Annotated in this window: 8 protein-coding genes; 5 read left to right on the top strand and 3 right to left on the bottom strand. The window is 71.8% G+C overall.

The features are described 5' to 3' along the window. Nucleotides 1–248: 248 nt before the first annotated feature. Both gltB and ACFXHB_RS10780 read left to right on the top strand, forming a co-directional pair. Nucleotides 249–4850, top strand: a complete 4602-nt coding sequence (gene gltB / locus ACFXHB_RS10785; protein WP_380573724.1) for a glutamate synthase large subunit — start codon at nt 249–251, stop codon at nt 4848–4850. Next, nucleotides 4843–6372, top strand: a complete 1530-nt coding sequence (locus ACFXHB_RS10780) for a glutamate synthase subunit beta (RefSeq protein ID WP_380573592.1) — start codon at nt 4843–4845, stop codon at nt 6370–6372. The genes gltB and ACFXHB_RS10780 overlap by 8 nt, the downstream gene beginning before the upstream one ends. Before the next feature lie 326 nt (nt 6373–6698). Here ACFXHB_RS10780 and ACFXHB_RS10775 read toward each other — a convergent pair whose 3' ends face one another. After that, nucleotides 6699–7667, bottom strand: coding sequence for a helix-turn-helix domain-containing protein (locus ACFXHB_RS10775; protein WP_380573590.1), 969 nt, complete (start codon nt 7665–7667; stop codon nt 6699–6701). 83 nt (nt 7668–7750) lie between these two features. Between ACFXHB_RS10775 and ACFXHB_RS10770 the strand changes: the two genes are divergently transcribed. The 3 genes from ACFXHB_RS10770 (at nt 7751) to ACFXHB_RS10760 (ending at nt 11482) form a co-directional block, all read left to right on the top strand. Beyond that, nucleotides 7751–8989 (top strand): MFS transporter, encoded by a 1239-nt coding sequence (locus ACFXHB_RS10770; protein ID WP_380573589.1) that lies wholly within the window; start codon nt 7751–7753, stop codon nt 8987–8989. Between the two features lie 79 nt (nt 8990–9068). Further along, nucleotides 9069–9935, top strand: coding sequence for a helix-turn-helix domain-containing protein (locus ACFXHB_RS10765; protein WP_380573588.1), 867 nt, complete (start codon nt 9069–9071; stop codon nt 9933–9935). An 89-nt stretch (nt 9936–10024) separates the two neighbouring features. Then, nucleotides 10025–11482: an aldehyde dehydrogenase family protein gene (locus ACFXHB_RS10760; protein ID WP_380573587.1), complete on the top strand. Its 1458-nt coding sequence runs from the start codon at nt 10025–10027 to the stop codon at nt 11480–11482. A gap of 88 nt (nt 11483–11570) precedes the next feature. Here the strand turns inward: ACFXHB_RS10760 and ACFXHB_RS10755 are convergent, their stop codons facing one another. Both ACFXHB_RS10755 and ACFXHB_RS10750 read right to left on the bottom strand, forming a co-directional pair. Then, a complete protein-coding gene (locus ACFXHB_RS10755) occupies nt 11571–12038 on the bottom strand; it encodes a hypothetical protein (RefSeq protein WP_380573585.1) in 468 nt (155 codons plus the stop codon). 388 nt (nt 12039–12426) lie between these two features. Continuing rightward, complete coding sequence (locus tag ACFXHB_RS10750; protein WP_380573584.1) at nt 12427–14253, bottom strand: bifunctional metallophosphatase/5'-nucleotidase; 1827 nt, start codon at nt 14251–14253, stop codon at nt 12427–12429. Between the last annotated feature and the right edge of the window lie 280 nt (nt 14254–14533).

Below are 14533 nucleotides of genomic sequence, written 5' to 3'. Positions count from 1 at the left end.
TCGGCCCTCCGGGGCACGGGCACACTTGAGGGAGCGCGCAGTCGGGAAGCCGACTCCTTTCGCTCGCCGTACTCGCCGGTAATAGCCCCTGACCTGGGGTCATGTCCGCCATGTGGACGCGATGTTCCACTTCTCGGGATCTCCGGCATCATGTAACCTGCACGAAATCGCAGAGGGCCAACGTCGTCCCTATTGCACGAAGCTCATTGCTCAAGACGACGACGGGAGAGCCGATGCTGTCTGCATCCATGCACTCCGCCAACGAGCCCCAGGCCGGCGCCGCCCGCCCGCCGTACGCGCTCGTTCCGGATGCGCGACCTGCTGCTCAGGGCCTGTACGACCCGCGGAACGAGCACGACGCCTGTGGCGTCGGCTTCGTCGCCACGCTGACCGGCATCGCCGACCACAAGATCGTCGAGCAGGCGCTGACCGTCCTGCGCAACCTGGAGCACCGGGGTGCCACCGGCGCCGAGCCGGACTCCGGTGACGGCGCGGGCATCCTGACCCAGATCCCGGACGCCTTCCTGCGCGCCAAGGTCTCCTTCGAGCTGCCGGCCGCCGGCTCCTACGCGGTCGGCATCGCCTTCCTCCCCGACGAGGACGAGGCGTCCGCCGCCGCCGTCGCGCGGATCGAGGCCATCGCCGCCGAGGAGAACCTGACCGTCCTCGGCTGGCGCGACGTCCCGGTCACCCCGGACCTGCTCGGCGCCACCGCCCGCGGCGTGATGCCGCGCTTCCGGCAGGTCTTCCTGGCGCAGGACGGGACCAGCGGCATCGCCCTGGACCGGATCGCCTTCGTCGTCCGCAAGCGCTCCGAGCGCGAGGCCGGTGTCTACTTCCCGTCGCTCTCCGCGCGCACCATCGTCTACAAGGGCATGCTGACCACCGGCCAGCTGGAGCCCTTCTTCCCCGACCTGTCGGACCGGCTCTACGCCTCCGCGCTCGGCCTGGTGCACTCGCGCTTCTCCACCAACACCTTCCCGAGCTGGCCGCTCGCCCACCCCTACCGCTTCGTCGCGCACAACGGCGAGATCAACACGGTCAAGGGCAACCGGAACTGGATGACCGCCCGCGAGTCCCAGCTCGCCACCGACCTCATCCCGGTCAACCGCAACGGGCAGGGGCTCGACCGGATCTTCCCGATCTGCACCCCGGACCACTCCGACTCGGCCTCCTTCGACGAGGTCCTGGAGCTGCTCCACCTCGGCGGCCGCTCGCTGCCGCACTCGGTGCTGATGATGATCCCGGAGGCGTGGGAGAACCACGCGACCATGGACCCGGCCCGCCGCGCCTTCTACCAGTACCACTCCAACCTGATGGAGCCCTGGGACGGCCCGGCCTGCGTCACCTTCACCGACGGTGTCCAGATCGGTGCCGTGCTGGACCGCAACGGCCTGCGCCCGGCCCGTTACTGGATCACCGAGGACGGCCTGGTCGTCCTCTCCTCCGAGGTCGGCGTGCTCGACATCGACCAGGAGAAGATCGCCCGCAAGGGCCGGCTGCAGCCCGGCAAGATGTTCCTCATCGACACCGCGGAGCACCGCATCGTCGAGGACGAGGAGATCAAGTCGGCGCTGGCGTCCGAGCACCCCTACGCGGAGTGGGTCGCCGGCGGCCAGATCCAGCTCGCCAAGCTGCCCGAGCGCGAGCACATCGCGCACACCCACGCGTCGGTGACGCGCCGCCAGCAGACCTTCGGGTACACCGAGGAGGAGCTGCGGGTCATCCTCGCGCCGATGGCCCGGACCGGCGGTGAGGCGCTCGGCTCGATGGGCACCGACAGCCCGATCGCCGCGCTCTCCGAGAAGCCGCGCCTGCTGTTCGACTACTTCGTGCAGCTGTTCGCCCAGGTCACCAACCCGCCGCTGGACGCCATCCGCGAGGAGCTCGTCACCTCGCTGCTGAGCAACCTCGGCCCCGAGGGCAACCTGCTGGCCGCCGAGGCCGCGTCCTGCCGCTCGGTGGGCATCACCTTCCCGGTGATCGACAACGACGAGCTGGCCAAGCTCGTCCACATCAACCACGACGGGGACCAGCCCGGCCTCAAGGCCGTCACGCTGTCCGGCCTCTACAAGGTCGCCACCGGTGGCGAGGGGCTGGCCGCGCGGCTGGCCGCGATCGCCGCCGAGGCCGACGCCGCGATCGCCGACGGCGCCCGGATCATCGTGCTCTCCGACCGGCACTCGGACGCCGAGCACGCCCCGATCCCCTCGCTGCTGCTCACCTCCGCGATCCACCACCACCTGATCCGCACCAAGCAGCGCACCCAGGTGTCGCTGCTGGTCGAGGCCGGCGACGTCCGCGAGGTGCACCACGTCGCGCTGCTGGTCGGCTACGGCGCCGGCGCGGTCAACCCGTACCTGGCCATGGAGTCCGTCGAGGACCTCGTCGCCCAGGGCGTCTTCATCGAGGGCGTCGAGGCCGACAAGGCCATCAAGAACCTGATCAAGGCGCTCGGCAAGGGCGTCCTCAAGGTCATGTCGAAGATGGGCATCTCCACCGTCGCCTCCTACCGCGGCGCGCAGGTCTTCGAGGCGATCGGCCTCTCCCAGGAGCTGGTCGGCGCCTACTTCGCGGGCACCACCACCAAGCTCGGCGGCATCGGCCTGGACGAGGTCGCCAAGGAGGTGGCCGCCCGCCACGCCAAGGCCTACCCCGCCTCCGGCATCCCCGCCGCGCACCGCGCGCTGGAGATCGGCGGCGAGTACCAGTGGCGCCGCGAGGGCGAGCCGCACCTGTTCGACCCGGACACCGTCTTCCGGCTGCAGCACTCCACCCGCAACCGCCGGTACGACATCTTCAAGCAGTACACGGACCGGGTGAACGAGCAGTCCGAGCGCCTGATGACGCTGCGCGGCCTGTTCCGGCTGGACGGCCTCGGCCGCACCCCCGTCCCGGTCGACGAGGTCGAGCCGGTCTCCGAGATCGTCAAGCGCTTCTCCACCGGCGCCATGTCGTACGGCTCGATCTCCCGCGAGGCGCACGAGACCCTGGCCATCGCGATGAACCGCCTCGGCGGCAAGTCCAACACCGGTGAGGGCGGCGAGGACCCGGACCGCCTCTACGACCCGGAGCGCCGTTCGGCGATCAAGCAGGTCGCCTCCGGCCGGTTCGGCGTCACCTCCGAGTACCTGGTCAACGCGGACGACATCCAGATCAAGATGGCCCAGGGCGCCAAGCCCGGCGAGGGCGGCCAGCTGCCCGGCCACAAGGTCTACCCGTGGGTCGCCAAGACCCGGCACTCCACCCCGGGCGTCGGCCTGATCTCGCCGCCGCCGCACCACGACATCTACTCCATCGAGGACCTCGCCCAGCTGATCCACGACCTCAAGAACGCCAACCCGGCGGCCCGCATCCACGTGAAGCTGGTCTCCGAGGTCGGTGTCGGTACGGTCGCGGCCGGCGTCTCCAAGGCGCACGCGGACGTCGTGCTGGTCTCCGGCCACGACGGCGGCACCGGCGCCTCGCCGCTCACCTCGCTCAAGCACGCGGGCGGTCCCTGGGAGCTCGGCCTCGCCGAGACCCAGCAGACCCTGCTGCTCAACGGCCTGCGCGACCGCATCGTGGTGCAGACCGACGGCCAGCTGAAGACCGGCCGCGACGTGGTCATCGCCGCGCTGCTCGGCGCCGAGGAGTTCGGCTTCGCCACGGCCCCGCTGGTCGTCTCCGGCTGCATCATGATGCGCGTCTGCCACCTGGACACCTGCCCGGTCGGCGTCGCCACCCAGAACCCGGTGCTGCGCGAGCGCTTCTCCGGCAAGCCCGAGTTCGTCGTCAACTTCTTCGAGTTCATCGCCGAAGAGGTCCGCGAGATCCTGGCCGAGCTGGGCTTCCGCTCGATCGAGGAGGCCGTCGGCCACGCCGAGCACATCAACGCCCAGGCCGCGATCCAGCACTGGAAGGCCGCCGGGCTCGACCTGGCGCCGCTGTTCCACGTGCCCGAGCTGCCCGAGGGCGCGGCCCTGCACCGCACCACCACGCAGGACCACGCGCTCGACAAGGCCCTGGACAACCAGCTGATCGACCTCGCCCAGGACGCCCTGGAGCGCGGCGACGCCGTCCGCATCCAGCTGCCGATCCGCAACGTCAACCGCACGGTCGGCACCATGCTCGGCCACGAGGTGACCAAGCGCTACCGCGGCGAGGGCCTGCCGGAGGGGACCATCGACGTCACCTTCACCGGCTCGGCCGGGCAGTCCTTCGGCGCCTTCGTGCCGAAGGGCGTCACGCTGCGCCTGGAGGGCGACGCGAACGACTACGTCGGCAAGGGCCTCTCCGGCGGTGTGGTCGTCGTCCGCCCGGCGCGCGAGGCCGCCGCGATCGGTGCCGACGCGCAGAGCCACGTGATCGCCGGCAACACCATCGGCTACGGCGCCACCAGCGGCCGCGTGCACCTGCGCGGCAAGGCCGGCGAGCGCTTCGCCGTCCGCAACTCCGGTGCCACCCTGGTGGTCGAGGGCGTGGGCGACCACGGCCTGGAGTACATGACCGGCGGTAGGGTCGTCATCCTCGGTGAGACCGGGCGCAACCTCGCGGCCGGCATGTCCGGCGGTGTCGCCTACGTGCTGGACCTGCGTCCCGCGAACGTCAACGACGGCATGGTGGGCATCGAGGCCCCGAGTGCCGCCGACCGCGACTGGCTGCGCGAGACCGTGCAGCAGCACTACGAGGAGACCGGCTCCACCGTCGCCGCCGAGCTCCTGGCGGACTGGGGCAGCGGGGTCTCCCGCTTCTCCACGATCATGCCGACCGACTACAAGGCTGTGCTCGCCGCCAAGGACGCCGCTGAGCGCGATGGACTCTCCGAGTCCGAGACCACTCGCAAGATGATGGAGGCGGCACGTGGCTGACCCCAAGGGCTTCCTGACCACCGGCAAGCAGCTGGCCGAGCGCCGGCCCGTGGACGTCCGTCTGCGGGACTGGAACGAGGTCTACGTCGAACGCAGCCTCCTGCCGATCATCACCAAGCAGGCCGGCCGCTGCATGGACTGCGGCATCCCGTTCTGCCACAACGGCTGCCCGCTCGGGAACCTCATCCCCGAGTGGAACGACCTGGCCTACCGGGACGACTTCACCGGCGCGATCGAGCGGTTGCACGCGACCAACAACTTCCCGGAGTTCACCGGGCGGCTCTGCCCGGCTCCGTGCGAGTCCGCGTGCGTGCTGGGCATCAACCAGGACGCGGTGACCATCAAGAACGTCGAGGTCACCATCATCGACAAGGCCTGGGACCGCGGCGGCGTCACGCCGCAGATCCCCGAGCGGCTGTCCGGCAAGACGGTCGCCGTGGTCGGCTCCGGCCCGGCCGGCCTGGCCGTCGCCCAGCAGCTCACCCGGGCCGGGCACACCGTGGTGGTGTACGAGCGCGCCGACCGCGTCGGCGGCCTGCTGCGCTACGGCATCCCCGAGTTCAAGATGGAGAAGCGCCACATCAACCGCCGCATCGAGCAGATGCGCGCGGAGGGCACCCGGTTCCGCACCGGCGTGCACGTCGGCGAGGACATCACCGGCCAGCAGCTGCGCGAGCGCTTCGACGCGGTGGTCGTGGCCGCCGGCGCCACCACCGCCCGCGACCTGCCGGTCCCCGGGCGGGAGCTCAAGGGCATCCACCAGGCGATGGAGTACCTGCCGCTGGCCAACAAGGTGCAGGAGGGCGACTTCGTCGACTCCCCGATCAGCGCCAAGGGCAAGCACGTCATCGTGATCGGCGGCGGCGACACCGGCGCGGACTGCCTCGGCACCGCGCTGCGCCAGGGGGCGGCCTCGGTCACCCAGCTGGAGATCATGCCGCGGCCGAGCGAGGGGCGCCCCGGCCACCAGCCCTGGCCGACCATGCCGATGACCTACAAGGTCACCTCGGCCCACGAGGAGGCCGTCTTCGTCCGCGAGACGAAGACGGTGGGCGGCCAGGAGGAGGGAACCCCCGCGCCCGAGGGCGGCAACGAGGGCCGGGTCTACGCCGTCAACACCACCCACTTCACGGGCGACGAGGACGGCAACGTCCAGGAGCTGCACCTGGTGGAGGTCGAGTTCAAGGACGGCCGCTTCGAGCCGGTGCCCGGCACCGAGCGGGCGATCCCGGCCCAGCTGGTCACCCTCGCCATGGGCTTCACCGGTACGGACGTGAAGAACGGCCTGGTCGAGCAGCTTGGCGTCGAGCTCGACGCTCGGGGTAATGTGGCCCGGGACGGGAAGTTCGCCACCAATGTCGATGGCGTCTACGTCTGCGGTGACGCCGGTCGTGGCCAGTCGCTGATCGTCTGGGCCATCGCGGAGGGCCGTTCGGCCGCCGCCGCGGTGGACACGTACCTGGGCGGCAAGACCCCGCTGCCCGCCCCGATCCGTCCGACGGACCGCCCGCTGGTGGTCTGACGCACGGCCGGACCGGTCGCGGCCACCGCCGCCGTCGGATCCCGTCCACCCCCAGAGCGCCCGGCACCGCATCGCCGGGAGTATGAGCCGCTCCTCCCGCCAGTGTCGCCGGGCCAAACGCGGTCCCACGGCGCCTGCCCTCTCCCCGACCAAGTTGAGGGCAGGTGCCGCTTTTCGTTGTCCCGCTCCGGGGGCGGGGCGGGTCGTGTGCCGGGCTCTCCGTCGGGTCGTGTGCCGGGGTCGTGTGCCGGGGTCGTGTGCCGGGCTCTCCGTCGGGTCCTCTGCCCGGTCCTCTGCCAGTCCCGACTCGGGTCCTGTGCCGGGCCTCAGCCGCGCAGCAGGAGGTCGGCGGCGTCGGTGCGCAGATAGAGGACGGTGCGGCCGGTCCGGTGCCGGGCGGTCAGGCCCGCCTCGCGCAGCGCGGTGAGGTGGTGCGACACGTTGGCGGCGGACAGGCCGGTCCGGGCGGCGAGCTCGGTGGTCGAGGCGGGCGCGTCGAGCTCGGCGAGCAGCCGGGCCCGGGTCCGGCCGATCACGCGCGCCAGGCCGTCGGGGACGGGCGCCCCGGCGTTCTCCCAGAGCGTGGCCACCCCGCGCGGCGGGTAGACCAGGCCGGGCTGCCCCTCGGCCTGCCAGACCATGCCCGGCCAGACGAACACCGCCGGCACCAGTACCAGACCGCGCCCGCCGTCCAGCCGGTGCGCGATCTCGTAGCGCCGCTGCGTCACCGTGATCCGGCTCTCCTCCCAGCGCACCTTGGGGTGGAGGCCGTCGAACAGCGCGGCCGGCCCGTCGGCCGCCATCCGCCGCGCCCGGTGCAGGATCTCGCCCTCCACCAGCCGGACGATCCGGCTCCAGTGCGGCTCCACCAGCGCGGACCAGTACGCCCGGATCTCGCCGGCCAGCCGCTCCAGGCCGGCCGCCGGATCGGCGTGCAGCGCCGCCACCAGCGGCGGCAGCGGCTGTCCGACCAGGGCCAGCTCGGCCCGGACGGCCTCCGGGGTGGTGGCCGTCAGCACCGCCAGTTCGGCCTCGATGTCGGGAGCGGACGAGGCCGGGAGCGCGGTCAGGAACCCCGGCAGGTGCCAGGCGGGCATCGGCACCAGTTGGGACAGCAGCTCGTACCGGACATCGCCGGCGGCCAGCCGCTGCCGGGCCCGGCGCACCCACGGCAGGTGGACGGCCTTGGCGCCCGGGTCCTTGAGCACCTGGACGCTGGTCACCACCTCGATGACGCGTGAGCAGGCGAACCGGATGGCGGCCACGTCCTGGGCCGAGAAGTCCAAGGTCAGCACGGTGCCTCCGGCGGGGACGCGGGACGGATTCGATCAGGATGGAATCTCTGGGCAGGGATGATCATGCCCGAGAGCCTGGTGCCATGACCACCGCGACGCTCACCCCGCTCCGCGACCGACTGGGCCTGCCGGACACCTCCGGCCGGACCGGACTGGTCGGCGCCCACCTGATCGACAGCCTGGGCACCGGCCTGATCCTCGCCTTCACCCTCGTCTACTTCACCCGCGCCACCGGGTTGGGGGTGGCCGCCGTCGGCGCCGCCGTCACCGCCGCCCGGCTGCTCGCCCTGCCCACCGCGATCGGCGTCGGCCCGCTGATCGACCGTCACGGCGCCCGGGTGGTGGCCGTCGGCGGCAACGTCCTCTCCGCGCTCGCGTTCGGGGGCTACCTGCTCGCCCAGCAGCTCTGGCAGATCGTGCTGGTCTGCCTGCTCGCCCAGATCGGCCACGTCGCGTACTGGACCTCCAGCACCGGCCTGGTGGTGCTCGCCTCCGCCGAGGGGGAGCGCACCCGCTGGTTCGCGCTGGTGCAGACGCTGCGCAACGCCGGGCTGGGCCTGGGCGGGGCGCTGGGCGCCCTCCTGGTGGCCGGCGGCGGCACCGGAGGCCTGCGGCTGCTGGTGGCGCTCAACGCGGCCAGCTACGTCCTCGCGGCCGCCCTGCTGGCCGTCTGGCGGCCCGCGCCCGCGCCGGTGGTCCCGGAGGCGGGGGAGTCGACCCCGGCGGCTGTGGAGGCGGGCGGCTACCGGGTGGTGCTGCGCGACCGCCGGTACCTGCTGCTGGTCGCCGTCAACCTCACCTTCGTCTTCGGCTCGATGATCCTCAGCATGCTGCTCGCCGTCTACCTCACCGAAGGCCTGCACCGGGAGGCCTGGGAGGCCGGTTCGCTGCTGGTGCTCAACGGCGTCCAGGTCGTCCTCACCGGGAACGTCGTGGCCGGGCGGCTGGAGCGGTTCCGGCCGACCAGGGTGCTCGCCGCCGCCTCGCTCCTCAACGCCCTCGCCTTCGGCGCCTTCGCCCTGCTGGCCGCCGCCCCCGGCTGGGCCGTCCTCGCCGGGCTCTACACCGCGATGGTCCTCTACAACCTCGCCGAGACCATGGCCACCCCGTTCCGGGAGGAACTCAGCGTCTCGCTCGCCGACCCCGGGCTGCGCGGCCGCTACCTCGCCGTCTACCAACTCTCCTGGAACATCGGCCAGGCCGTCGCTCCCGCCCTGCTCACCCTGCTGCTCGGCCGGGGCGCCGGCTGGCCCTGGCTGTTCCTGCTGGTCCTGAGCCTGGCCGCGGTTCCGGGGCTGCTACGCCTGGAACGCGACCGCTGACGGACTGTTGTTTGTCGGTGCCAGATGGCAGACTGCGGCCGACGGCCGGGGGGCTGCGCGAGGTGCGGAGGGTGACGCGATGAGCACGACTCAGGCAGGCGGAGGTGCCACGGTACGGCGCCTGCTGCTGGGCTCCCAGCTGCGAAGGCTGCGGGAGGCCAGAGGCGTCAGCCGGGAGGAGGCGGGTTATTCGATCCGCGCGTCCGAGTCGAAGATCAGCCGGATGGAGCTGGGCCGGGTCGGTTTCAAGGAGCGCGACGTCGCCGACCTGCTCACCCTGTACGGGGTCGAGGCCGAGCAGGAGCGGGCCTCGGTGCTCGGCCTGGTCCGCGACGCCAACGCGACGTCCTGGTGGAACGGTTACGGCGACGTCCTGCCCGGCTGGTTCCAGACCTATCTCGGCCTGGAGGAGGCCGCCACCGAGATCCGCAGCTACGAGGTCCAGTTCGTCCACGGGCTGCTGCAGACCGCCGACTACGCGCGGGCGGTGATCACCCACGGCGGCCACGTCACCGAGCCCGAGGAGGTCGAGCGGCGCGTCGAGGTCCGGCTGAAGCGCCAGCAGGTGCTCACCGCCGACCGGGCGCCGCGGCTGCTCGCCGTCCTGGACGAGGCCGCGCTGCGCCGCCCCTGGGGCGGGCCCGAGTTGATGCGGGCGCAGATCGACCGGCTGCTGGAGCTGACCGAGCTGCCCAACGTCGTCCTCCAGGTGATGCCGCTGGGCTTCGGCGGGCTGCGCGCGGAGGGCGGTGCCTTCTCGGTGCTGAGCTTCGCCGAGCCGGACCTCGCGGACGTCGTCTACCTGGAGCAGTTCACCACCGCGCTGTACCTGGACAAGCCCGCAGAGGTGGCCGAGTACTCCGGCGCGGCGGACGGTCTGGTGGCCGACAGTCTCTCCCCCGAGCTGACACGGGAACTTCTTCGCTCCGTACGCCAAGAGCTGTAACCCGTCAGTACGATGAGTTTCGATCAGATCTGATCGAGGGAGGCCTGCGGGCTTTCCCGCAGCCCCCGAATCAGTACGAGAGGGACCAGATGTCGTACCTTTCCGAGTTGGCGCTGCAGTACATCGACGGCGAGTGGCGGGCCGGCAGCGGCTCCTGGGACATCGTCGACGTCGACCCCTTCACCGGTGACAAGCTCGCCACCATCACCGTCGCCACCGTCGAGGAGGTCGACCGGGCGTACCGCGCCGCCGAGCGGGCGCAGAAGGAGTGGGCGGCCACCAACCCCTACACGCGCCGGCTCGTCTTCGAGCGCGCGCTGCGGATCATCGAGGACCGCGAGCGGGAGATCACCGAGGCGATCATGGCCGAGCTGGGCGGCACCGCCCTCAAGGCCGGGTTCGAACTCTCCCTCACCAAGGACATGTTGCGGGAGTCGATGCAGCTCTCGCTGCGCGCCGAGGGCCGCCTGCTGCCCTCCCCGGTGGAGGGCAAGGAGAACCGCCTGTACCGCCTCCCGGTCGGTGTCGTCGGCGTGATCAGCCCGTTCAACTTCCCGCTGTTCCTGTCGCTGAAGGCGGTCGCCCCCGCCCTCGCGCTCGGCAACGGCGTGGTGCTCAAGCCGCACCAGGAGACCCCGGTGGTCGGCGGCACCCTGATCGCCAAGATCTTCGAGGAGGCGGGCCTGCCGGCCGGCCTGCTCAACGTCGTGGTCACCGACATCGCCGAGATCGGGGACGCGTTCATCGAGCACCCCGTCCCCAAGGTGATCTCCTTCACCGGCTCGGACAAGGTCGGCCGGCACGTCGCCACCGTCGCCGCCTCGCACTTCAAGCGGACGGTGCTGGAGCTCGGCGGCAACAGCGCGCTGATCGTGCTCGACGACGCCGACCTCGACTACGCGGTGGACGCCGCCGTGTTCAGCCGCTTCGCCCACCAGGGCCAGGTCTGCATGGCCGCCAACCGGGTGCTGGTCGACCGGGCCGTCGAGGCGGAGTTCACCGAGCGCTTCGTCCGCAAGGTGGCCTCGCTGCGCGTCGGCGACCCCAAGGACCCGGCCACCCAGATCGGCCCGCTGATCAACCCGGTGCAGGCCGACGCCATCACCGCCCAGGTCGACCAGGCGATCGCCGGCGGCGCCACCGCCCTGCTGCGCGGCGAGACCAACGGCAGCCTGATGGACCCGGTCGTGCTCGGCGGGCTGCCGGCCGGCGCGCCGATCCTGCAGCGCGAACTCTTCGGCCCGGTCGTGCTGGTGGTGCCGTTCGACGGCGAGGACGAGGCGGTCCGGCTCGCCAACGACACCCCGTTCGGGCTCAGCGGCGCCGTGCACACGGCGGACGTGGAGCGCGGCGTGCGGGTGGCGCAGCGGATCGAGACCGGCATGATCCACGTCAACGACGGCACCATCGCCGACGAGCCGGTGGTGCCCTTCGGCGGCGAGAAGAACTCCGGGGTGGGCCGCCTCAACGGCGAGTCCACCGTGGACGCCTTCACCACGGTGAAGTGGATCTCCATCCAGCACGGGCGCAGCCGCTTCCCGTTCTGACCGGCGCGGCCGGACGGCCGTTTCCCGCGTACGGCAGGGGCTCGCTCCCGCCGTACGCGGGGTGTGTCACGCGTGCGGGGCGGACCGGTCAGCCGGCCGGGACGGCCTTGGTCCACCAGCCGCTCCAGGCGCCGCCGTTGTCGCGGTCACGGTTCAGGTCCGCGCCGAGGTGGAAGGAGCGCGCGCCGACGGTGAAGGCGTTGCCCTTCTTGTTCGAGATCTTGACCTTGTTGACGAAGTCGTGGTCGCCGCCCAGGGACATCCACGGGGCCTGCGCGCCCTTCGGGGGGAACCAGGTCGTCCAGATGTCGTAGTCGGTGCCGACCACGAAGATCTGCTTGGTGCCGTCCGAGAGGGTCACGGAGGTCTTGCCGTCCCCGTAGTCCCCGCCGCAGAAGAAGGTCCCGCCGTACGCGCTGCAGGACTTCGGCTTGGCGGGCCCCGGCTGGGCGGTGCCGGTGTCGCCGCCCTGGCCCGCGGCGAGGGCCGGGGACGAGCCCAGCCCGATGGCCGCCACGGTGGCGACGGCGACGACGGCGGTCTTGAACCTGCTCATCAGTACTCCTGGTGGTGCCCGGCGATGCGGGGGCGCGAAGGGCCGGCAGTGGCCCGCCGTCAGCCTTCGCCAGGATCTGACGCGTCGTCAATGACGCCGGGTGACCGCTGCCCCGGCGTCGGCGTCCGCTGCCTCAAGGGGCACGGCGGGCGGGTGATCTCCGCCGGTGCTCCGCCGGTGCTCCGCCGGTGCTCCGCCGGTCGCGGTGCCGCGGTGCCGCGGGGCCCAGGCTCAGGCGGGGTGGCGGAGCAGTGCGGCGGTGGCCGGCTCGAAGGCGAACGGTGCCGGGATCGGTACCCGGTCGCCGGGGTGCCGCCGCGCGGACGGGAGCGCCCCGCCATCCGGGGAAGTGGAGGCGGGGCGCTCCCGTCCGCGTGCGGCGGCGGGATCAGAAGACCGGGCGGCCGGCCCGGACCAGGCGCCAGGACTCGGCGGCGAAGTCGGCCGGGTCGATGACGCCGCGGGCCTTCACCCAGGAGATCATCGCGTTGCGGATCTCGTCCGAGTTGGCCCACACCTTCGGCGCGGCCGCGACGTGCGGGAAGTTGCCGCCGCCGTTGGCGCGGTAGTTGTTGACCGCGAGGACGAACTGGGCGGCGGGGTCGACCGGCTTGCCCTCGAAGGAGAGGTTGACGATCCGGGAGCCGACCGGCTGGGCGATGTCGATGTCGTAGCTCAGGCCGTACACCGCGTCGTAGTTGTAGTCCGGGGTGTTCTGCGCGTTGGTCAGGGTGGCCTTGTCGACCGGCGCGTCCGGGGCGAGCTGGGCGTAGTACTTGGCGGAGAACTCCAGGTAGTCCTTGAGCTGGGCACCCGTCAGGATCCGGGCCTCCAGGGTGTTCTCGTAGATGTACAGGCCGGCCGCGTCGCGCAGCTTGACCTGGCCGGCCGGGATCACCGCGCTGCGGTTGAACGGCGCGGCCTGTGCCAGCACCGGCAGCTTGGCGTACTGGCCGCCGGCCAGCGCCTCCTTGACCACGTCCGCCTGGACGCGGCCGATCAGGTCGATGATCGGCACGTCCTTGAACGGCGCCTCGGCGATCGACAGCTGGATCTTCGCGGTGCCGATGACCTGGTTGACGTACTCGACCACCTTCTTGTGCTGGTCGGTCATCAGGCCGACGATCTCCGGGTCCTCCGGGACGGTGTTGGAGTTCAGCACCCGGGAGGAGAGCGAGACCACCTTCCAGGCGCCCTTGTCGAGCTCCACCTCGAAGTCGAAGCAGGTCAGCCGCTGGCCCCAGCAGAGCGGCTCGGAGAGCACGACCGTGCGGCCGGTCTCCTTGTTGACCACCAGGCGCTGCGGGATCTCCTTGTGCGCGTGGCCCACCAGGACGGCGTCGATGCCCGCGACCTGCTCGGCCAGCGCGACCGACACGTTCTCCGCCCACGGCAGCTGGTCGCCGTAGGAGGTCGCCTCGTCCATCCCGGAGTGGCAGGCCACCACGACGACGTCCGCGCCGGCCGCCTTGACCTTGGGCACCCAGATCCTGGCGGTCTCCACGATGCCGGGGAAGGTCATCCTGCCGGCGACGTTCGCCTTGTCCCAGATCGCGATGCCCGGGTTGGTCAGGCCCAGGATGCCGACCTTGAGGGCCGGGCCGCCGCCCAGCTTCAGCTTGCGGATCACGAACGGCGGGAAGGCCGGCTTGTCGTTCTTGGCGTTCAGCGCGTTGGCGCCCAGCAGCGGGAAGTCCAGCTGCTCCTCGTAGGCGCGCAGGGTGTCGATGCCGTAGTTGAACTCGTGGTTGCCGAGCGCCGCGGCCGTGTACTCCATGGTGTTCATGGCGAGCGCCATCGGGTGCTCGGGAGCGGTGTCGGCGTCGGTGGCGATCGGGTCGACCCGGGCGTAGTAGTAGGTCAGCTGGGTGCCCTGGATGGTGTCACCGGCGTCGATCAGCAGGGTGCGGTCCCAGCCCTTCTCCTCGCGGACCTGCTTGGCCAGCGTGGAGATCTTGGCGAGGCCGACCTCGTTGTGCGCCTTGTCGGCGTAGACCGCGTCGGTGAAGTAGTCCCAGTTGAGCACCCGGCCGTGCAGGTCGGTGGTGCCCATGACGGTGAAGGCCTGCTTCTTGGCCGGGCCCTTGGCCCGGGCCCCGTCCGGGCCGGCCGCCGCGGCGGGCGAGGCCGCGGCGAGGCCGGCGCCGCTCACGAGGGCTGCGCCGGCGGCGGTGGCGGCGGACCGGGTGACGAAGTCACGGCGGTTCAGAGGCATGGACGACTCTCCCGGGTGGGGACGGCGAACGGATCGTCAACGGTACTGGTGACGCGCGTAGAAGTACGCGCGTAGAAGTGTGCCGCGCGACCGGGTCGATGGATAGCCCCGGAACGTTTCCAGCAGGTGAGATCTTGGCGACTCGTTCGTGACACCGCCCCGCCCGCCCACGTACGCACGGCCCCGCCCGCCTCGCGGTCGCCCGAGCACGCCCGCCCCGCCGCGGGGCGCAATCGCGGCGGGGCGGGGCGGGGCGGGGTGGGGTGGGGCGGGGCGGGCG

Origin of the sequence: Kitasatospora sp. NPDC059327, assembly GCF_042752535.1 — a bacterium.
Lineage (GTDB): Bacteria > Actinomycetota > Actinomycetes > Streptomycetales > Streptomycetaceae > Kitasatospora.
Note: the sequence above shows the minus strand (reverse complement) of the source record. Positions and strands in the feature narration are given on the sequence as shown.

Coding starts and splice junctions, on each gene's coding strand:
- gltB (WP_380573724.1), top strand. CDS start 249: ATGCACTCCGCCAACGAGCCCCAGGCCGGCGCCGCCCGCCCGCCGTAC.
- ACFXHB_RS10770 (WP_380573589.1), top strand. CDS start 7,751: ATGACCACCGCGACGCTCACCCCGCTCCGCGACCGACTGGGCCTGCCG.
- ACFXHB_RS10765 (WP_380573588.1), top strand. CDS start 9,069: ATGAGCACGACTCAGGCAGGCGGAGGTGCCACGGTACGGCGCCTGCTG.
- ACFXHB_RS10760 (WP_380573587.1), top strand. CDS start 10,025: ATGTCGTACCTTTCCGAGTTGGCGCTGCAGTACATCGACGGCGAGTGG.
- ACFXHB_RS10755 (WP_380573585.1), bottom strand. CDS start 12,038: ATGAGCAGGTTCAAGACCGCCGTCGTCGCCGTCGCCACCGTGGCGGCC.
- ACFXHB_RS10750 (WP_380573584.1), bottom strand. CDS start 14,253: ATGCCTCTGAACCGCCGTGACTTCGTCACCCGGTCCGCCGCCACCGCC.